18 protein-coding genes and 4 tRNA genes are annotated in these 19,973 nt (G+C 46.0%); 19 read left to right on the forward strand and 3 right to left on the reverse strand.

Translation table 11 applies throughout. From position 1 onward, the window contains the following. Nucleotides 1-42 precede the first annotated feature (42 nt). The 12 genes from CS562_RS14680 (at nt 43) to yajC (ending at nt 8,534) form a co-directional block, all read left to right on the forward strand. Nucleotides 43-117 (forward strand) — tRNA-Gly (locus tag CS562_RS14680). 6 nt (nt 118-123) lie between these two features. Next, nucleotides 124-200: transfer RNA gene (locus CS562_RS14685), tRNA-Arg, on the forward strand. A 14-nt stretch (nt 201-214) separates the two neighbouring features. Next, nucleotides 215-293: transfer RNA gene (locus CS562_RS14690), tRNA-Leu, on the forward strand. Between the two features lie 7 nt (nt 294-300). After that, nucleotides 301-374, forward strand: a tRNA-Pro gene (locus tag CS562_RS14695). A 239-nt stretch (nt 375-613) separates the two neighbouring features. Further along, on the forward strand, nt 614-1,306 hold the full coding sequence (locus tag CS562_RS14700) for a BofC C-terminal domain-containing protein (protein ID WP_099856762.1): 693 nt from the start codon (nt 614-616) through the stop codon (nt 1,304-1,306). A gap of 292 nt (nt 1,307-1,598) precedes the next feature. Beyond that, the gene (gene ruvC, locus CS562_RS14705) at nt 1,599-2,102 is read left to right on the forward strand and encodes a crossover junction endodeoxyribonuclease RuvC (RefSeq protein ID WP_053779097.1); all 504 of its coding nucleotides are present in this window, start codon (nt 1,599-1,601) and stop codon (nt 2,100-2,102) included. Beyond that, nucleotides 2,099-2,713, forward strand: a complete 615-nt coding sequence (gene ruvA, locus CS562_RS14710; RefSeq protein ID WP_099856764.1) for a Holliday junction branch migration protein RuvA — start codon at nt 2,099-2,101, stop codon at nt 2,711-2,713. The genes ruvC and ruvA overlap by 4 nt, the downstream gene beginning before the upstream one ends. Before the next feature lie 56 nt (nt 2,714-2,769). After that, on the forward strand, nt 2,770-3,780 hold the full coding sequence (ruvB, locus tag CS562_RS14715; RefSeq protein ID WP_053779099.1) for a Holliday junction branch migration DNA helicase RuvB: 1,011 nt from the start codon (nt 2,770-2,772) through the stop codon (nt 3,778-3,780). Nucleotides 3,781-3,849: 69 nt separating this feature from the next. Continuing rightward, nucleotides 3,850-5,937, forward strand: a complete 2,088-nt coding sequence (locus CS562_RS14720) for a SpoIID/LytB domain-containing protein (protein ID WP_180287141.1) — start codon at nt 3,850-3,852, stop codon at nt 5,935-5,937. A 7-nt stretch (nt 5,938-5,944) separates the two neighbouring features. After that, nucleotides 5,945-6,973, forward strand: coding sequence for a tRNA preQ1(34) S-adenosylmethionine ribosyltransferase-isomerase QueA (queA, locus tag CS562_RS14725; RefSeq protein WP_099856766.1), 1,029 nt, complete (start codon nt 5,945-5,947; stop codon nt 6,971-6,973). A gap of 45 nt (nt 6,974-7,018) precedes the next feature. After that, on the forward strand, nt 7,019-8,155 hold the full coding sequence (gene tgt / locus CS562_RS14730) for a tRNA guanosine(34) transglycosylase Tgt (protein WP_062325081.1): 1,137 nt from the start codon (nt 7,019-7,021) through the stop codon (nt 8,153-8,155). 67 nt (nt 8,156-8,222) lie between these two features. Then, the gene (gene yajC, locus CS562_RS14735) at nt 8,223-8,534 is read left to right on the forward strand and encodes a preprotein translocase subunit YajC (RefSeq protein ID WP_072734772.1); all 312 of its coding nucleotides are present in this window, start codon (nt 8,223-8,225) and stop codon (nt 8,532-8,534) included. A 132-nt stretch (nt 8,535-8,666) separates the two neighbouring features. Here the strand turns inward: yajC and CS562_RS14740 are convergent, their stop codons facing one another. Further along, a complete protein-coding gene (locus CS562_RS14740; protein ID WP_076287744.1) occupies nt 8,667-9,059 on the reverse strand; it encodes a TIGR04086 family membrane protein in 393 nt (130 codons plus the stop codon). A 228-nt stretch (nt 9,060-9,287) separates the two neighbouring features. On the opposite strand from CS562_RS14740, the gene CS562_RS14745 reads away from it, so the two are divergent. Next, complete coding sequence (locus tag CS562_RS14745; RefSeq protein WP_076288259.1) at nt 9,288-10,004, forward strand: YetF domain-containing protein; 717 nt, start codon at nt 9,288-9,290, stop codon at nt 10,002-10,004. Between the two features lie 3 nt (nt 10,005-10,007). Here CS562_RS14745 and spoVB read toward each other — a convergent pair whose 3' ends face one another. Further along, nucleotides 10,008-11,609 carry a stage V sporulation protein B gene (gene spoVB / locus CS562_RS14750; protein WP_099856768.1) on the reverse strand — a complete coding sequence of 534 codons (1,602 nt, stop codon included), beginning with the start codon at nt 11,607-11,609 and terminating at the stop codon, nt 10,008-10,010. A gap of 223 nt (nt 11,610-11,832) precedes the next feature. On the opposite strand from spoVB, the gene CS562_RS14755 reads away from it, so the two are divergent. The 6 genes from CS562_RS14755 to CS562_RS14780 all read left to right on the forward strand — a co-directional run bounded on the left by CS562_RS14755 (nt 11,833) and on the right by CS562_RS14780 (nt 18,349). Then, nucleotides 11,833-12,072: a post-transcriptional regulator gene (locus tag CS562_RS14755; protein WP_175383441.1), complete on the forward strand. Its 240-nt coding sequence runs from the start codon at nt 11,833-11,835 to the stop codon at nt 12,070-12,072. 90 nt (nt 12,073-12,162) lie between these two features. Then, the gene (gene secD, locus CS562_RS14760) at nt 12,163-13,413 is read left to right on the forward strand and encodes a protein translocase subunit SecD (RefSeq protein WP_076287746.1); all 1,251 of its coding nucleotides are present in this window, start codon (nt 12,163-12,165) and stop codon (nt 13,411-13,413) included. Further along, nucleotides 13,403-14,311 (forward strand): protein translocase subunit SecF, encoded by a 909-nt coding sequence (gene secF / locus CS562_RS14765; protein WP_099856770.1) that lies wholly within the window; start codon nt 13,403-13,405, stop codon nt 14,309-14,311. Before secD ends, secF begins: the two co-directional genes overlap by 11 nt. A 74-nt stretch (nt 14,312-14,385) precedes the next feature. Beyond that, nucleotides 14,386-15,351, forward strand: a complete 966-nt coding sequence (locus CS562_RS14770) for a cation diffusion facilitator family transporter (protein WP_076287748.1) — start codon at nt 14,386-14,388, stop codon at nt 15,349-15,351. Between the two features lie 39 nt (nt 15,352-15,390). Next, a complete protein-coding gene (gene recJ, locus CS562_RS14775; RefSeq protein ID WP_076287749.1) occupies nt 15,391-17,799 on the forward strand; it encodes a single-stranded-DNA-specific exonuclease RecJ in 2,409 nt (802 codons plus the stop codon). A 37-nt stretch (nt 17,800-17,836) separates the two neighbouring features. Beyond that, nucleotides 17,837-18,349: an adenine phosphoribosyltransferase gene (locus CS562_RS14780; RefSeq protein ID WP_024633046.1), complete on the forward strand. Its 513-nt coding sequence runs from the start codon at nt 17,837-17,839 to the stop codon at nt 18,347-18,349. A gap of 195 nt (nt 18,350-18,544) precedes the next feature. On the opposite strand, the gene uraA is transcribed toward CS562_RS14780, so the two are convergent. Then, nucleotides 18,545-19,861 carry a uracil permease gene (gene uraA / locus CS562_RS14785; RefSeq protein WP_076287750.1) on the reverse strand — a complete coding sequence of 439 codons (1,317 nt, stop codon included), beginning with the start codon at nt 19,859-19,861 and terminating at the stop codon, nt 18,545-18,547. Nucleotides 19,862-19,973 lie beyond the last annotated feature (112 nt).

Consider the following 19,973-nt stretch of genomic DNA (forward strand, 5'->3'; position numbering starts at 1 on the left):
AATCCCGTCGGTTCCGCCATTTTTATATTTATTATACCGTATGCGGAAGTGGCTCAGCGGTAGAGCATCGCCTTGCCAAGGCGAGGGTCGCGGGTTCGATTCCCGTCTTCCGCTCCAATATTTGCGCCCTTAGCTCAGCTGGATAGAGCGTTTGACTACGAATCAAAAGGCCGGGAGTTCGAATCTCTCAGGGCGCGCCATTATAACTTCATACGCCGGCGTGGCGGAATGGCAGACGCGCTCGACTCAAAATCGAGTGGGAAACCGTGGAGGTTCGAGTCCTCTCGCCGGTATATATAACGGGATGTAGCTCAGCTTGGTAGAGCACCTGGTTTGGGACCAGGGGGTCGCATGTTCAAATCGTGTCATCCCGATCTCAAAAAAGACGGATTATCTATTTATAGATAGTCCGTCTTTTTATTTATGTCTAAAAGTTGATTGTGTTTTAAGCAATCATAACCTCTTAATTCATGACAACCTTTAATAAGGAATAAATATGGCTTTCATCTTATTACGCTCAAGCGTAGCGTATTGCTGGTGCCTTAGGTTAATTTTGCATAAAGCCCAGTGCTTTCGGTCACAATAGGTTTAAAAAGTGATAGAAGGGGTTCATGTGAACACGTTTAACTTCAAAAAACAATTCAAGAGACGCTGGCGCCGATGGAAAAGAACAGTGTGGATGACTTCAGCATTAGTTGCTGTAGCTATACTGGCTTACAGTGGTTTGCCGATTTCTTCTGCGATCGAGCGTTTACTCACGACCAATTTCAGTGAGGCTGTATCTGTAATGGGACCTGTTGCCAGTGAACAAAGGTCTGAGCAAGAAATTCAGACTTTGATGGAACAACTTGGGCCTGATCCGGACCGTTTAACGAGTGTTGTATTGGAGACGCAATATATCTGTGGGGTAGAGACGGAACAATTAGGTAAGATGGCGATTCCTCAATTGAAGATGCTGCTCGTTCAACATCCGGATTGGGATGCTCAAGTTGAATCGGCAGAAGTTTTACACATTAAGCAACATGTGGATGATCTTTCTCCATTATGTAAAGAGCAGGCATATATTAGCATAGATGCTGTGGGTAATCTTAACCTGTATGAAGGAAGGCCCACAGAAGAGAAAGTCATCCGTACTTTTTTTCAAATGGACGTAGGCACGTTGGAGACATCATTGCCTGAAGGTGTGTTGGAGCAGTTGCAGCAAGGTATTCGTATCCAGGACAAGGATGAGTATGATAGTGTAATCTCTACGTTCAGCGATTATGCGGTAGATGAGGCCAATAAAGAAATCCGTAATGGCGGATAAAAAACAGGCTGATCTGCATTGAAATTTATTTGTTTACATCGCCTAGAGGAGAAGTTCCTGGTCGTAGGATTCGCAGATTATACAACATACGAAGTGAACCGAAGGACATCGAAAGATGTCCTTTTTGTCGTTCCATGACCGAAACACCTGAATATAGGAGATTGCGATTGTAGGTTATACACGAATTCAGGCGAGTATATGAAAGGACAAAGTTTTTCCTGCCGTAGGGTCTATCTTTTGTTATAATGAAATGAACGATACATATGTTCGCTTTTGTAAGGGAGAGATGGATTTGCGTTTTTTGGGAATTGACCCGGGGATTGCGATTGTCGGTTTTGGTTTTGTGGATAAAATCGGCAGTAAGGTAACACCTGTACAATATGGCTGTATTCAGACAGAAGCTCACACCCCTGAAGAGGAACGGCTGCTTCATGTATATGAGGGTATGGTACAGCTGATTGATAAATATAAACCGGACGCAGTAGCGCTGGAGAAACTTTTTTTCAATCGTAACGTCACAACAGCGATGTCTGTAAGTCAGGCTAGAGGTGTCATGGTACTGGCTGCTGCCCAGAAGGGACTGCCTATAGCCGAGTATACGCCGATGCAGATTAAGCAGGCGATTGTGGGATACGGAAAAGCGGAAAAGCGGCAAGTGCAGGAGATGGTCAAAATGTTTTTGCGTTTACAGGTGATCCCGAAGCCGGATGACGTAGCAGATGCTTTGGCTGTAGCAGTGTGTCATGCACACTCATATACATTAAATTCCAAGTTGAATGAGGTATTGCGAAAATGATTGATTTCCTAAGAGGACAGTTCGTACATCTGGAGAATGAATATATTGTACTTGATGTGCATGGCGTTGGTTATCGTGTATTCTGTCCGAATCCTTTTGCATTTGCGAAGCAAGAAGGCGAAATTATGGTGTATACCCATCACCATGTACGTGAAGATGCGATGTTGCTGTTTGGCTTTGTTACTCGTGAGGAACAGAAGTTATTTCGCAAGCTGATCGAGGTATCAGGTATTGGACCCAAAGTTGCTCTGGGTATACTCGCTGGCGGTACGCCGGACCATGTCGTGACGGCCATATATCAAGAGAATCTAACGTTCCTGACCAAACTGCCGGGGATTGGTAAGAAAACAGCGCAGCGCATGATACTGGACCTTAAGGACAAATTGGATGGTTTCGGTGCTGCCACGTATGCAACAGGTTTGTTTGCTCCTCCTTCGGAAGAAGCAGGAAGCGGCTCTGCCTGGGATGAGGCTCGTGAAGGACTTAAAGCGCTGGGGTATACCGACAGTGAACTGGATAAAGTTTGGCTCAAACTGAAGAAAGATGTTACTTCGGCCGATTCTGTTGATGTGTTGATGAAACGGGCACTGCAAATGCTGTTTACGGGATAAATTAATTTTGCCTCTATAATAGAGCAGTAAACCGCATAAAAAAGGTAGGGATGAACATGGATGACCGGATTATTTCCGCGAACCTGATGATGGAGGATCAAGCTGTGGAGCTTAGTCTTCGTCCTCGGTATTTAAATGAATATATCGGGCAAAACCAGGTCAAGGAGAATTTGAAAATATACATTGAAGCGGCTAAGATGCGTAATGAGGCGCTCGATCATGTGTTGTTATATGGACCGCCTGGACTTGGTAAAACAACACTTGCCAATATCATTGCCAATGAATTGGGTGTTAACTTACGCACAACATCGGGACCTGCGATTGAACGCCCAGGTGATCTAGCTGCATTGCTTACAAACCTGCAAGAAGGGGATGTCCTATTTATTGACGAGATTCATCGCCTTCATCGGACGGTAGAAGAAGTGATGTATCCCGCCATGGAAGACTTCGCGTTGGATATTATGATCGGAAAAGGCCCAAGTGCCCGCTCCGTACGTCTTGATCTGCCATCCTTTACGCTGATTGGTGCTACAACCCGTGCAGGTTTGCTGTCTGCGCCTCTGAGAGATCGGTTTGGTGTTATCAGTCGGTTGGAGTTCTACACGGTGGATGAGCTGGCCTACATCGTCTCACGGGCCTCAGAGATTCTAGGGGTGGAGATTGTTGGTAATGCAGCAGAAGAAATCGCATTGCGCTCCCGTGGGACACCGAGGATTGCCAATCGATTGCTAAAAAGAGTGCGTGACTTTGCCCAGGTACGGGGTGATGGTATTATCACACAGGCTCTAGCGGAAGAAGCGCTGCAACGTCTCCAGATTGATCCGCGTGGTCTGGACGAGATCGATCACAAGATGCTCAAATCAATGATTAACAGTTTCCGGGGAGGCCCTGTGGGTCTGGATACGATTGCCGCTACGATTGGTGAGGAGAGTCAGACCATAGAGGATGTCTATGAGCCTTATCTATTGCAGATTGGTATGCTTCAACGTACACCGAGGGGCAGAATTGTAACAGACCTGGCCTATCATCATCTGGGTTTGCCCGTTCCACCGAGAGACGCCAAATAATTGTAACGATATATCAATGAGATTTATCTTAATATACAACTTGGGAGAAACACGGAGAGGAGACTGATCGTGGGGAAAGCAATACAAACAAAGAAGTGGAGTCGGCGTTTGAAGGTATTGGCCGCAGCTCTGCTGACGGTAGGATGCCTGCAAGTGCCGGTTTATGCCGCTGAAAGTGATGGGCAGATAATCCGGGTTGCTATGTTTGCGAACCTGGGAAGTACGTATAAATCGACTACACCACTGATTACGCTTGAGTCGAGTGGGAAATGGAATATCGGTTCGGAGAGCGGGGCAAGTATAACTCTTCCGGCAGGACAAATCCGTTTCAGTGCGGACGGATTCCGCGTCAAAGTGTTGGAAACAGGGGATTTCAAAACGGCGGCAGCAGCCGCAAAATTGTTGCAGGCCACTAGTGATAAACCGTTGTTGTTTACAACTTCTTTAAATGGCAAAGCGACCTATCAGCTCTACACAGGAAACTATGCAACAGAAGCGTTGGCTGGTCAAGCGGTAGCCCGTGTACAAAAAGTGGCTGCAGCCCAACTGGGCGGACAAAAACCAGCGGTAACAGGCAGCAAGCGCCTGTCTGCAGGAGTATACAGTTCACTTCAAGAGGCCGAAGCGGCACAAGCATCTTTTGCATCGGCAGGAGTTAGTTCCTATACGGTGCTTCAACTGGATGGAGGCAGTCAAGGCTATGCTGTATGGGTGGGTGAGGCCTCATCAGAAGCTGATTTGTCTGCATTCAAGAAGAGTGTGGAGGCCAGTGTTCCAGGAGTAAGTCTATCACCGGTAAACAGTAATAGTGCTGCTCTTATCATCCGCCAGGATGCTGGGTTAAGCACGGATACACTTAAAGTAGCCCCGCATTACACTATTGTCGGCAGTGAAGCTAAAGCCTTTGTACAAGGAGACGGCAGTGGAATCAAAGTGGTGGAACGTTCCGGACGCACGTATCGCGGTGACATGGAAATTAGCATTGTAAGCGGCGACTTGGCTTTGGTTAATGTAGTTCCACTAGAGCAATATTTATACTCTGTTGTTGGTGCAGAAGTGTATTCATCCTGGCCAGCAGAAGCGCTGAAAGTACAAGCTGTCGCTGCTCGCTCTTATGCGCTTCAACAGGGAGATCGCTTTAAAATTGCCAATGTTGTGGATACCACGCTCAGTCAGGCATACAACGGAATGGGTTCAGAGAATGATAAAGTCTCCAGTGCGGTTGACGCCACCTCTGGAGAAGTCATCAAGAGCGGTGGTAAAATCGTAGAAGCCGTATTCTCTTCCAATGCAGGGGGGCAGACTGCACATCCATCCGAAGTATGGAACGGAGGCGGGGATGTGTTCAGTAATGTGGACAGCCAGGGAGATACATCGGCCCAAGCTGGATTACAGACATGGTATCATGTGCTGTTGAGTACAGGAGTCAGCGGATATATCCGCGAGGATAATATAAAAGAATTAACGACCAAAACAGATGCGGGTTTAGCCAAAGTGACGGTTACTGCCCAAAATACCAATGTTCGTCCCGTTCCGTTAATTCAATCCAATGTTGAACCGGTAGCGAAAATAAATCCAGGCAACGAAGCTGTTGTTCTGGCCAAAGTGCCGCAGTCCAATGATTATGCTTGGGTAAGAGGACCATTCACGTCAGCCCAGTTGGTTAAAACTCTACAGGGTAAAACGACTTCAACTGTTCCATCTTCGATCTCAACGCTCGAAGTGACCAAGCGCGGGCCATCAGGAAGAGCACTTGAAGTTACAGCCAACGGCCAGCCTATGACGGTAAAATATGCAGATACCTACCGCTCTGCTTTAGGTGGATTACCTAGTACTTTATTTGATATTGCAGGGACCGGAAGTTATACTGTATTAGGCGCTGACGGCAAAACAGCAAGCAAAACCGGCTCACAGGGTGCTGCTGTACTATCTGCCTCGGGCACAGGAACTTCATCCAGTAATGCACTTGTGGTTATGAGTGGTGATGGTCAAGCTCGAGCTGTAACTCAGGGCCAAAGCTTCATGATCATCGGTCAGGGTAATGGGCACGGATTAGGCTTGTCCCAATGGGGTGCCAAAGGTATGGCAGATGAAGGGTATGATTACCAGGCAATATTGAAACACTATTATCAAAATGTGACTATTGTTAAGGAATGAATCTAATATGAATGTGAACTTATATGATTTTGAATTGCCGGAGCAATTAATTGCACAGACGCCACTGCTTGACCGCACGGCGTCCCGGTTGCTTACCTTAAATAAGGAAAATGGTGAGGTTAACCATCACACGTTTCCTAATATTATCGACTTCCTTCAGCCTGGAGATACACTGGTGCTGAATGATACACGTGTTCTTCCAGCGCGTTTGTTCGGAACCAAAGAGGACACCGGGGCAAAGGCGGAAGTACTTCTGCTCAAAAACGTAGAGGGCGATCGTTGGGAAGCTCTGGTTAAACCAGGCAAGAAGCTGAAAGCTGGTTCGGTCATCGTTTTTAGTGACGAGCTCAAGGCAGTCATTGATGAGGAAGGCGAAATGGGTGCGCGTTTGCTTACGTTCTCCTATGATGGAATCTTTCAAGAGATTCTGGATCGTCTGGGTGAAATGCCGCTGCCTCCTTATATCAGAGAGACGCTGGATGACCGTGAAAGGTATCAAACGGTATATGCGAAACATGAAGGATCCGCCGCTGCGCCGACAGCAGGATTACATTTTACAGAAGAACTGCTGAATCGGATTCGGGATAAAGGCGTTAATGTAGCTTTCATCACGCTTCACGTTGGACTCGGAACATTTCGGCCTATGTCAGTTGACAAAGTTGAAGAGCATGTTATGCATGAGGAATATTACTCTTTGTCACAAGAGACAGCGGATCTAATTAATGAAACGAAAAAACGTGGCAACCGTATATTTGCTGTAGGAACGACAAGTTGTCGAACACTTGAAACGGTTGGAAGCAAGTTTGAAGACGGGCAGTTGCAAGAAAGCAGCGGCTGGACCAAAATCTTTATCTATCCGGGATATACGTTCAAAGTGATCGACGGGATGCTTACGAATTTTCATCTTCCCAAATCCACATTGGTCATGCTGGTCAGTGCGCTTGCGGGTAGAGAACAAATCATGCATGCATATGAGGAAGCAATTAAAGAACAGTACCGTTTCTTCAGCTTTGGCGATGCTATGTTGATTTATTGAGAAGTGAAGGTATTACGATTAATTTTTAGAGGATGATTAAAACCAATGGCAGCAATTACGTACGAACATATCAAAACCTGTAAACAATCCGGAGCCCGTTTGGGACGTGTACATACACCTCACGGTATTATTGAGACACCAACCTTCATGCCTGTAGGAACACAGGCGACGGTGAAGACGATGAGTCCCGAAGAGTTGAAAGAAATGGATGCTCAGATCATTTTGAGCAACACGTACCACCTGTTTCTGAGACCCGGACATGAAATTATTCGTCAGGCAGGCGGCCTGCACAAATTTATGAACTGGGATCGCCCGATTTTGACTGACAGTGGCGGGTTCCAAGTGTTTTCTCTGAGTGAGATGCGCAAAATTACGGAGGAAGGCGTTAACTTCCGCTCCCATCTAAACGGAGATAAAAAATTCCTCTCGCCTGAAGTGGCAATGGAAATCCAGAATGCACTGGGCTCCGATATTATGATGGCATTTGATGAGTGTCCGCCGTATCCGGCTGAGTATGAATATGTAAAAAAATCACTTGAAAGAACGAGCCGCTGGGCAGAACGTTGTCTGGAAAGTCATGCTCGTCCGAATGATCAAGGGCTGTTTGCCATCGTACAGGGAGGCATGCATGAAGATCTTCGTCGCCAAAGCGCGGCAGATTTGACTTCCATGGATTTCCCGGGTTATGCTATTGGTGGACTGAGTGTTGGAGAACCGAAACATTTGATGTATGGCGTATTGGATTACACCGTTCCTTTGTTGCCGTCCAATAAACCACGCTATTTAATGGGTGTAGGTTCACCCGATGCATTGATTGAGGGATCGATTCGTGGAGTGGACATGTTCGATTGTGTTTTGCCTACCCGAATTGCCCGTAACGGAACAACGATGACCAGCCAAGGACGTCTGGTAGTTCGTAATGCCAAGTTTGCAACCGATTTTGGGCCACTAGACCCTGAATGTGATTGCTATACTTGTCGTAACTATTCAAGAGCCTATTTGCGTCATTTAATCAAAGCGGATGAAACGTTTGGCTTACGTTTGACGACCATCCACAATCTTCATTTCTTGCAGAATTTGATGCGCAATGTGCGTAAAGCCATAATGGAAGATCGTTTGCTTGATTTCCGGGATGAATTTTTCGATCAATATGGTCTTCATGACAATGACAAAGGTTTCTGATCAGGTTTTTGCGGAACCGAAGTAACAAGTATTATCTGTACGTATAGTCGATAAGGGGGAATTTTACATGTTTCAGGCAATGACTGCATCAGCAACTCCAGCTGGCGGTGGAATTGTATCTTTGATTGTACCTTTGGTACTCATGGTTGCAATTTTTTACTTCTTGATGATTCGTCCACAGAACAAAAAACAGAAGCAACGTAATTCCATGTTAGGGCAATTGAAAAAAGGCGATAAAATTGTTACAATCGGCGGTCTTCACGGAACGATTGCTGAAATCACAGACGATGTGGTTGTATTGCGTGTAAACGATGTTACTAAATTGACATTCGATCGTAATGCAATTAGCAGTGCAGTTGCACGTGAAACGGCTGAATAGACCATAGATGTTTAAAAGCCTGTAAGGCTATGAGTACGTTTGCAGCGTATTTTTCACTATCAGAGAACTGGATCTCCTTGGAGACCCGGTTCTCTTTTTCTTTTTTACTTATAACCGTTACACCCCGATCTTCTATGATCTTCGTGTGTTGACTCCAAATATGCCGCCTAGTGCAGAAATCAGGAATGCACTTGCAAGCTGCAGACTGTCTTTCCAATTGAATGAGGCATCAAGTGCCAGAAACCCAATCAGCAATACGATTAGTCCGTAGACGATTCCGGTAATACCTCCGTGGTACCAGCCTCGCTCACCTGACCTCTTGCCAGATACAAATCCACCAACCAGCAATGACAAGCCATGGACAACATAAGTATACAGGGAAAGATCCTGTTCCCGCATTCCGGTCATCCAGAGAAAGAAGGATAGGATCAGTGCGCCTAACATCATCCACACAAAAGCATGACAGAGGCCCGAAAGAACTGGGTTAGACATTCGAAATGAAACCATGCGGCGAATCAACTGCATGAAGCAACCCCCTTGTACAAGTTTGAAATTAATACAGTGTATGGTCAAGCCTTCCTACTTATGAACTGAATTTTCCATTAAATGAACAGTTTATATTTGCATGAGCATGTAAGCTTCAGGTCAAAATAGGGATTACGCTTCAGGTACCTGTATAAAATTCAGATCCGAAGGAGGAACCCTGTTGTGAATTTCTCAGATGTCGGAGCACATATTTTTCGAACCATACTCATGTATTTTATTGTTTATGCTTCTATCCGGATCATGGGTAAACGTGAGATTGGAAAGCTGTCCATGTTTGATTTGGTCGTATCTATCATGCTTGCAGAAATTGCGGCATTTGTCATCGAAGATATCAATAAGCCGTTATTCCATGGTATTGTACCGATGCTGACGGTACTGGTAGTACAGATTGCCATAGCTTTTCTCAGTCTCAAGAGCCGGAAGCTGCGGCTGATGATTGATGGCAAGCCGACCGTGTTAATTTCCAAAGGTAAATTGCATCGAGATGAGATGCGCAAGCAGCGTTACAATCTGGACGATTTGCTGCAGCAACTTCGCGAACAGAATGTAGACAGCATTGGTGAAGTTGACTTCGCCATATTGGAGACGACAGGCAAGCTGACTGTTTTTTCAAAAGGGCAGAGTTCTTCAGACGGTAATAGCGGCTCATCAGGTACTGGTTCGACAGGATTTAATTCCAAACAAAAAGCAAGAAAAAATAAAATAGATGGGTTTGAAAATATCAAATATGAAGGGCTACCATTGCCTTTGATCATGGATGGCAAAGTTCAGGATCAGAACCTTGAACTGATTCAGAAAACGAGATTTTGGCTTAAAAATCAGATCCAGCAAAAAGGTATTACGGACTTCAAAGATGTGTTTATCTGTTCCATCGATCATAACGAGAAAGTTTATGTAAGTTCCAAAGATGACAAAGATAACTGACGTCTAAGAACGACGTTTAAACCAGGAACCAATAATGGGAGCACGGGAAAGATCGTGAAAATCAATCATTTTGGTCCAGCCCATAACAATGAAATAAACGATTAGACCAACAAGGGGCGCGAGAAGCATTCTGATCCAAAATGGAAGCATAGATGCAGTCTGTTCATATATGACCAGAGTAGCGGCGCCCATGATAACCATACCAGTGCCCGTTTTGACCCAATCCATTACCTTGAAACGGAACTGTAAAAGGTTGCGTACACTTCTTGCATGTAAAAGGGTAACGACCGTTGAATTCACACAAATGGCAATCACCGCACCAAATATACCGTATTCTGGTCGGGAGGCGAGTACCAAAATCAATGTGATTTTGATGACAGCACCAATAAATGTATTGAGCAGTGCCTTTCCCGGACGATCCAATGCTTGAAGGGCGGCTTGAAGAGGAGCTTGAATGTAGATAAACAAAGCAAAAGGAGCCATGAGCTTAAGCATGCTTCCAATCGATGCATCATTATACAGAACAAGACACATCGGTTCGGCAAGCACATACATAAAAACAGAAAATGGAGCACCTGTTACAAGTGCTAGCCGCAGCGCCTGATGCATCCGTTTATGTATGAGCGCACGGTCACCTTGAGCCGAGGCCTCAGACAATGAAGGGACAAGTGACGTGGCTAGCGAGGACGTTAATGCTCCCGGCAGTAGAAGTAGCGGTATAATCATGCCTTGTAATGCACCATACTGGGCCGTGGCGAGCCCTTTGGAGATACCTGCAATAGCTAGACTCTGTGCGGTTACAATCGTCTCAGCGAGATAGGAGAGGGAACCAACTAATCGCCCGGCAGTTACAGGTACAGAGATCGCGAGTAAACGACGAAGAAGTCCAGGTTCTGAGCCAATTGAGTTTTTTGAAATAGCAGGTTTGGGTTCGATTGGAGATTCGAGTATGGGCAGATGTTGATCCATATATTTCTTCTGCCTAGCATAGTTCCATAGTAATACAAGCATACCGACGAATTCTCCGACGAGTGCTCCAAGCATGGCTCCTGCAGCAGCTTGAGCAATTCCTCGGGGTAAGAGGAGCCAGGAAAACCAGATCACACAGATAATACGAATGACCGTTTCTACGATAGATGAAACAGCCGTAGGCATCATGTTTTGCTTTCCCTGGAAATATCCTCTGTAGACTGCAGATACGGCGATGATGGCAATCATAGGGCTCATGCTGACAAACGTGTGATAGACCCTCTCATCGGTCAGCACATAACGGGTGACCCATGGAGCGAAGATAATGCACAAAAACATAAACACAACGCCAAGGGTCAGTGTGAAGCTCAGGCTGATTTGAAGAATTCGCTGGGGTGAATAACGGTTGGCACCTGTATCCGCTTCGGCTACGAGCTTGGCTACAGCCAATGGAATACCGCCAGTGATTAATGTGACGAGTACGATGAAAAAGGGATAGCTCAGTTGGTAGATGCCAACTCCTTCTGCACCGATAACCCGTGGCAGCGCAATGCGCGGGATGAACCCTAGAATCCGATTAATGATGCCTGCGGCGAGCAGGATCATGGCTCCCTGGATAAATGTCTGTTTCTTCAAGACTACCCCTCTTTCCCGGTTGGAGTACAGATATTCATAAACGGGACAAAGCCGTCGTTCTTCATCCTATGCCAGTCCAATATCTTCTCATGACAACTTGGACACGATTAACAAAAAGATCCATCACCAGCAAGAAGGAATATGATCGGGTAAAGTCGAATGATGTAATATTGATGCCGCATAAAGGCTTGGATGTATGAAGGGAGGCTCCCCGTTGGAAGAAATGAATGATGTGGAGTTGGAACAGTCTATAGAGATGCTCTGCCGTAGCAAAGCAGAGGAACTAAGGCTTGTCGGTTACGAATATGTCACCAGCAAAGATGTCTGGAATTGCATCAGTCATAAATATGAAAAGCAGGGCATTCCACCGCTTCACCAACTGGTGAACGACATATTGTCACTGAAAGCAACAAGCTTTATGAACTTTATGACCGTGTCTGCATACCGGGGGTCCTCTTTCTAGCGAAAGGGATCTTTTTTGTTGGAAATTGACTGCTTTTTACGGCATCGCTATAATGGGAATATTGAGAACGAAAGGGGATCTAGGAACGGCATGAAAAGAATCGTCAGTTTCATTTTGGTCGTGCTTGTGACCGCAGGAGTAATGTTGGGCACAAGTCCAGGGCTGCTCAAAAATATACGCTTGGGCCTCGATTTAAAAGGAGGCTACGAGATCTTATATGAAGCAGAGCCGCTGGAACAAGGACAACAAGTCACCAAAGCTTCTTTGGTGCAAACAGCAAAAAGTCTGGAGAGCCGTGCCAATGCGCTCGGAACAAGCGAGCCGGAAGTAACAACTGAAGGAACGAACCGGATCCGTTTGAAGCTGGCCGGGGTTACCGACGAGGCTGAAGTCAGAGCCAAAATGAAAGAACCTGCTGTCATGACCTTCCGCAGTAAAGCTGAGAATGACAAAGAAGGCGAATACACGAAAATCGAGCTTCGGGGAAATGAGTTCGTGGAGAATGGTGCCAAAGTGGTATTCAGCCAGTTGAACGCACCGATGATCGATATCCAGGTTAAAGACAAAGCGAAGTTTGCTGAAATTACCAAACGTTTGATTGGACAACCCTTGGCCATCTATCTGGATGATCAGCTGTTATCCGCTCCAACCGTGCAGCAGCAGCTGAGTGATGGCTCTGCACAGATCACGGGTAACTACTCACGTGAGGAAGCCAATCAGCTTCGCGATACCATTAATTTGGGCGCGTTGCCGTTGAAACTGACAGAGAAGTACTCTCAAAGCGTTGGTGCAACGCTTGGTAAACTATCTCTGGACCAGACGATTAAAGCGGGATTAATTGGTTCCGTGATTATCCTGGTGTTCATGATTGGTCTGTACCGTATTCCGGGGATTATTGCGAGCTTTGCCCTGATTACACATACATGGCTGGTACTTGCAATCTTCTATATGGGAGAATTCGTACTTACCCTTCCGGGTATCGCGGCATTTATCCTGGGTATAGGGATGGCCGTGGATGCCAACATCATCACGTACGAGCGGATCAAGGAAGAAATGCGCAGTGGCAAGTCGATATTGTCTTCGGTTAAAGCAGGAGGTAAACATTCCTTCCGTACAATTATCGACTCCAACATCACAACGATCATTGCCGCTTCAGTTATGTTCTTCATGGGTACAGGTGCGGTTAAAGGTTTCGCACTCGTGCTGATTTTTGACATCGTGACCAGCATTATCACGAATATTTTCTTCTCCCGCTTCCTGTTGACCCTGCTTGTGCGGGCTAACGTGTTGAAGAAGCCTAAGTACTTCGGAGTGAAGGAGAGTGAAATTCGTGCGCTTTAATTGGAATTTTGATTATGTTAAAGGCAGTAAAATTGCCTATGCCTTTTCCATCATTCTGACGATTGCAGGGATCATCAGTATTTTGGCCCTGGGATTGAATTATGCGGTAGATTTCCGTTCGGGTTCTAATGTAGATATTACGGTGTCTAAAGCCATCACAACGGAACAAATTAAGCCCATTGTTAGTGATCTTGGTGTTGACACAAAAGATGTTCATATTACACCTGGTGCTGATCGGGTTAACGTTCGTTTCTCGAACGTACTGGATGAAACTCAGGAAAGTAAGTTTAAGCAAGAGTTCACCAAGCTGGATTCAACCGCTTCTTATGAAGTCAACACGGTTGACCCGGAGATGGCTAAAGAACTTGAACGCAATGCCATATACGCGGTTCTTATCGCAAGTATCGGGATTATGATCTATGTAGCCATCCGATTTGAATGGCGGTTTGGTTTGGCTGCTGTAATTGCGCTCTTCCATGATGCCTTTGTAGTGATTAGTGTGTTCTCGATCTTCCGACTGGAAGTGAATTTGACCTTCATTACGGCTGTACTGACCATTGTCGGATTCTCGATCAATGATACAATCGTTATCTTCGACCGGATTCGAGAGAATATGCGGTTTGCTAAAAAGACTTCGAAAGCCGATTTGCGTGAAGTAGTCAACCGCAGTTTGGCGCAAACGATGACACGTTCCCTGAATACAACATTCACCGTGTTTGTCGCTTCGCTCTGCTTGTTTATTTTTGGTGGAGAATCCATTCGCATGTTCTCACTTGCTATGGTCATCGGAACATTGTTCGGTGCATATTCTTCGATCTATATCGCCGCTCCATTGTGGCTGGCGCTCAAAGGTAAACAAACAGAGAAACCTAAAGCAGCTGTCAAAGCATCCAACTAAACATTGTATTGTGAAGCCGCGTCTGCCAGGCGCGGTTTTGCAACTTTAGGTAGAGTATTAAGGGGGGCATCGCCATGACCAGAGAACGTTTCCCTTCTGTTCACGCTGCCACGTGGAGCGGGATCGCCGGGAATTTGACACTTGCAGTAATTAAGGCTGGGTTCGGTTATATGGCAAACAGCAAATCGTTGCTTGCAGACGGCCTGCACTCTGCTTCAGAAGCTGCTTCTTCATTGTCCGGCCTCTTTCCCTCGAAGTCTGTACAAACAAAAAGAAAGGCTCGTAGGGAGCGGTCAAAGGAACATTCACGTATCGCGAGACCTGGAATTTCGGTATTATTATCTGTGCTTATCCTTATGGGAGGTTTGCAGATCGCCATCTCCGCTTTGGGTAGTCTGTCCGGAGATGTACCAGAATCACTTGAGAAATATACTCATGCACTTGTGGTAGCTTTTGCAGCATTGGCTGTGAAAGAAGCAATCTTTCAATATCAATACCGATATTTCCGTAAACGAAATCAATCGCAGGCTCTAGCTTATGCACAGCAGCATCGTCGTGCACTCTACTGTTCGCTTATCGTCTTGGTCGGTATTGTAGGTTCCATGACAGGAGAAACGATGGGGTGGAGTATTCTTCGATATATGGATCCCGCAGCTGCATTGATCGCTTCCTGTTTTGTGCTTCACAAAGGCTACAGAATGATTGTCGATACCGTATATGGTTCACTTGTTCAGGAATTGGAACAGGAAGAAGCACTTGACTTCAAAGAGACGGTGCAGCGTGTATATGGCATTATTACGATTGAACATCTGGTAGCACGTGAACAGGAACATGATGTTACAATTGAACTGGTCATTAGTGTGAACCCTAGAATTTCCGTGCTTGAGGCACAAGAGATTGCGAATCGGGCGAAGACACTTCTATTAACTCGTTTCAGTCATGTGAAAGAAGTACAGATCCAGGCTGTACCTTATGATCCTGGATATCCTTATAAATCCAATCATGAACTGCCAGATCCTGAAGCGACATTAATTCAGTAATGAAGCTTGGTCCAGTAGATCAGGAAAGGAGCGTTATCATTGCTTTATTCGCAATACCGGTGGAACACACCGAATATCGATTTGGAGGCGGCTGCGGGACTCTCGCAGGCGCTTTCCGTTTCATCACTTGTTGGACGTTTGCTGGTCAGTCGAGGGGTTCATAATGAATCAGAGGCAGAACAATTTCTGCATCCTGATCTGAATCAGATGCATGATCCTTATCTGCTTCTAGGCATGAAAGAAGCTGTGCCCCGAATCCAGCTGGCTATTGAGCGTGAAGAACATATTTTAATATATGGGGACTACGATGCGGACGGAGTATCCAGTACATCCCTGATGATCCATCTGATGCGTTATCTTGGTGCTTCTTATGATATTTATATCCCTCATCGTTCCAATGAAGGTTACGGGTTACACAATCATGCCTTAGATTGGGCTCATCAACAAGGAGTCACGCTGGTGATTACGGTTGATACCGGAATCAGTGCGGTAGAGCAGATTGCTTATGCTGCAACACTGGGAATGGAAGTCATTGTGACGGATCACCATGAACCACCTGAAGTTTTGCCTGAGGCTTATACGCTTATTAATCCCAAGCTTCCGGACTGTCCTTACCCTTTTAAAGGGTTAGCTGGTGCGGGTGTAGCGTTGAAGCTGGCTCAGGCATTGATTGGAGAAGTGCCTGGAGAATGGATGGAAATTGCCGCTATTGGTACGGTTGCCGATTTGATGCCTTTGGAAGGCGAGAACCGGGTTATCGTTAGTTATGGTGTTGAGTCCATGCGAGGTACACGTCTGCCTGGTATTAGTGCTCTGCTTGAAATTAGTGGTGTGGATCAAACTCAGGTCACCTCAATCAATATTGCCTTTGCAATGGCTCCGCGTATTAATGCAAGCGGACGTCTGGATCATGCTGGCAGAGCCGTATCGCTGCTTACAACCGAGGATCTGGATGAGGCACACACGTTGGCAGGCCAACTGGACTTGCTGAATCGTGAAAGGCAACAGGTTGTTGAGGGCATACTTCTGGAAGCGACAACCCAGTTGGAGCAGAAAATCCAGCTTAATTCCGGAGCAGTGCCGGATGTCATCGTTTTGGCGGGAGAAGGCTGGAATGTTGGAGTTGTAGGTATTGTTGCTTCCAAGTTACTTGAACGGTATTATCGGCCAACGCTTATCCTGGGCATTGACCCGGAAAGTGGCGCTTGTAAAGGCTCAGCACGCTCCATAGAGGGTCTGGACATCTATGAGGCATTAACTGCTTGCAAACACACGATGGACCATTATGGTGGTCATCCAGCTGCAGCAGGCATGAGCCTTCATCGTGATCAACTTAAAGAGCTGGAAGCCGGACTGAATGAGTTTGCGGCATCCGTACTGACAGAGGAGGACTTTGTGCCCCATCGTCTAGCAGATGACGAATGCAGAATCAGTGATGTACCATTGCAGGTCATTCAAGAGATCGACAGACTCCAGCCGTTTGGCATGAGTAATCCATCTCCACGTTTTGTATTGCGCAATGTGACTGTAAAAGAAACACGGACGATGGGACGGGAAAAACGTCATCTGAAACTGGTTTTGGAGCAGGATGGCCTGCAATTGGAGACGGTCGCTTTTGGCAAAGGAGCATTGGCTGAGTTTCTGCCTCCAGGCTCCATCATTGATGTTATGGGCGAGTTGTCTGTAAATGAGTGGAACGGGATGAGGAAACCACAATTAATGCTGCAGGACATTCAGGTTCCACATGCGCAAGTTTTTGATTTGCGAGGTAGTACGGAGCCTCTGAACGCGATGAAGCAGTTCTTGAGTTCACTTGAAATACATTTACGATACAAGTCAGGCTCAATTGGTGCCATCGTTCGGAAAGAAACGAATGTTTCCGAGGGAAATTCATTGTATGAACCGTGCCTTTGGGTATATGATAGAAAGGTCGGTTTGTTTCCGTGCAATGCTGCCGCGCAGCATTATGGGCAGGAACAGGTCCGGACGTTATTTGTGTTTGATACGCCGGAAACCCCGGAACAACTTGATGCAATGCTGGCTTTATTCAGCGGAGCCGAGAATATCATCCTTCTGCACGGATCAGGCAACCGCCGAGATCGCCTTCAGATGCCTTCCAGAGAACTCTTCAAGCGTATTTATATGCTGGTGTCCAAATGGAGAGCTGAACCCGTGGAGGAACAAGAGATCACTCCTGTGCTCAGTCGTCAGTGTGGCTGCTCGCCGCGCATGATTACTATGATGTTGGATGTTTTTGAGGAGTTATCGTTCATAACCCGAGAAGCTGGAAAGATTGTGTTTGTGGATAACCCACCCAAGCGTGAGCTAACCGCTTCGCGTCAATATCAGGCGCTGGAGAGCATGGCCGAGACAGAGCAGGTGATGCTGGATGCATCGACCCCTCAACTGACACAATGGATGATATCCCGGATGAAGGGCGTATCTTAGATAGAAGTTGTGCTATTTATTTTAGGAGGAGATTATTTTGGATTTTAAAGATTATATTCGTGTCATTCCTGACTTTCCACAACCGGGAATCAGCTTCAAAGACATTACGACATTGTTGAAGGATGGAGAAATGTACCGCAAGGCGATCAATGAGCTGAAAGTAATGGTTTCGGATCTCAAAATTGACGTTATTGCTGGACCTGAAGCACGTGGATTCGTTGTGGGCGCTCCTCTGGCGTACGCTCTGGGTGTCGGTTTTGCTCCGATCCGTAAAAGTGGAAAATTGCCTGGAGAGACGATCGAAGTCGGTTATGATCTTGAATATGGCAAAGATACGCTTGCTATGCATACAGATGCGATCGAAAAAGGACAAAATGTCCTGATTGCGGATGATCTGCTGGCGACAGGCGGAACTATTGCTACCTCCATTAACCTGATTGAACAATTGGGTGGCAAGATTGTAGGTGCAGCATTCCTGATTGAGCTGTCTGATTTAAATGGACGTGCAAAATTGCCGGGTATTGATGTATTTACATTGATGAACTACTAGAATTCTGGCATTTATTGCTGTTAAATCATGTGAACTGGATCTCCCGTTTCCCGGGAAATAATATACAGCATTAACTATTTACAAAAAAGCCTGTCCCTCAACCCGTTAAGGTTAGAGAGCAGGCTTTTTGCATTGTACGATGTATAAGATGAAGAATGAATAAACATTGTTCGTTCAAAATTAGTCGGCAAGAAATCAATCCGGAGTTTTCTCGGTTAAAGGCTGTTTCTCCGTTTGATCATTCGACCAACCCAGTACTTCAAATAATTTAAACAACAAGCTCAGCAGAATTCCGACGATGGTTGCCAGAGCCATTCCCTTGAGATGAATACCATAAAATGTGATCTCAGTACCACTGAGTCCGATGACGAGTACAAGGGTAGTTAGCAACAAGTTGGTAGGTTTGGCAAAATCCACTTTCTGTTCGACCAGAATACGCAAACCAGATGCCGCAATTACTCCGAACAGAAGCAAAGACACACCACCCATAACCGGAACGGGAATGTTAGCTATAAGTGCCGAGAACGTACCTGAGAACGAAAGCACGATCGCGATAACGGCAGCGCCGCCAATAACATACGTCGAGTAAACCCGTGTCAGAGCCATAACACCAATATTCTCACCATAAGTTGTATTCGGTGTGGATCCTACAAAACCGGAAAGAATAGTTGAAACGCCGTTCCCAAGCAGGGAGCGATGCAGACCTGGGTCCTTGGATAGATCTTTGCCCACAATGCTGCTCGTTACAAGCAGATGTCCGATGTGTTCAACAATGACAACAAGGGCGACAGGCAAAATGGTAAAGATGACAGACCAGTCAAATGTCGGTGTCGTTACAGTAGGCAGCGAGATAAAGTCAGCGTTCACTATATTCTCGGTTTTTACCTCACCCATAAAGTACCCAAGCCCGTAACCGGATACAATCCCGATTAGAATGTGAATGATCTTGGGGAACCCACGGAAGGTTACTGCACCAATAACAGTGATACCAAGAGTAACCATGGCTAAAATAATTGGTTTGGCTTGAGGTACCCAGTCTGGGTTCTCAGCAGGGTTTGAATTGATCAGACCAGCCATTCCTGCTGCCACAGGTACAAGTTCGAGACCGATTAGGGCAACAATAGCACCCATAACCGCTGGCGGGAATACCACGTTAATCCAACCTGTCCCCGCATACTTGATGATAAGAGCTACAATGCAGAAAACAACGCCTGTTACGATGAACGCTCCAAGTGCCATGGAGTATCCGTTATCAGGGTGTGCGATTAACACGGAAGAAACAGGTGCGATAAAAGCAAAGCTTGACCCAAGATAGGCCGGAATCTTTCCTTTACACATGAGTATGTACAGCAATGTTCCAATACCGTTCATAAGCAAGATCATACTTGGATCGACACCGAACAGGTTCGGCACGAGTACCGTACTACCAAACATGGCGAACAAATGCTGGAGACTCAGCAGCGATCCTGAGCCAAGCGGCATTTTTTGATTAACCTGAATTTCACGTTGCAATGAATGTTCATCTCCTTTTTTCCGAAACACAAATCTTCAATATAGTACAGAGTTTCTCTTCATTTAGCAATAACATTTTTCCACTAAGCACTGCTAAACCATTTTTATTTTG

Origin of the sequence: Paenibacillus sp. LK1, assembly GCF_002750415.1 — a bacterium.
Lineage (GTDB): Bacteria > Bacillota > Bacilli > Paenibacillales > Paenibacillaceae > Paenibacillus > Paenibacillus taichungensis.

What these genes read in the sequence shown, in the direction of transcription:
- ruvA (WP_099856764.1), top strand. Translation starts at nt 2,099, where the DNA reads ATGATTGATTTCCTAAGAGGACAGTTCGTACATCTGGAGAATGAATAT.
- ruvB (WP_053779099.1), top strand. Translation starts at nt 2,770, where the DNA reads ATGGATGACCGGATTATTTCCGCGAACCTGATGATGGAGGATCAAGCT.
- queA (WP_099856766.1), top strand. Translation starts at nt 5,945, where the DNA reads ATGAATGTGAACTTATATGATTTTGAATTGCCGGAGCAATTAATTGCA.
- tgt (WP_062325081.1), top strand. Translation starts at nt 7,019, where the DNA reads ATGGCAGCAATTACGTACGAACATATCAAAACCTGTAAACAATCCGGA.
- yajC (WP_072734772.1), top strand. Translation starts at nt 8,223, where the DNA reads ATGTTTCAGGCAATGACTGCATCAGCAACTCCAGCTGGCGGTGGAATT.
- CS562_RS14740 (WP_076287744.1), bottom strand. Translation starts at nt 9,059, where the DNA reads ATGCAGTTGATTCGCCGCATGGTTTCATTTCGAATGTCTAACCCAGTT.
- CS562_RS14745 (WP_076288259.1), top strand. Translation starts at nt 9,288, where the DNA reads ATGTATTTTATTGTTTATGCTTCTATCCGGATCATGGGTAAACGTGAG.
- CS562_RS14755 (WP_175383441.1), top strand. Translation starts at nt 11,833, where the DNA reads ATGAATGATGTGGAGTTGGAACAGTCTATAGAGATGCTCTGCCGTAGC.
- secD (WP_076287746.1), top strand. Translation starts at nt 12,163, where the DNA reads ATGAAAAGAATCGTCAGTTTCATTTTGGTCGTGCTTGTGACCGCAGGA.
- CS562_RS14770 (WP_076287748.1), top strand. Translation starts at nt 14,386, where the DNA reads ATGACCAGAGAACGTTTCCCTTCTGTTCACGCTGCCACGTGGAGCGGG.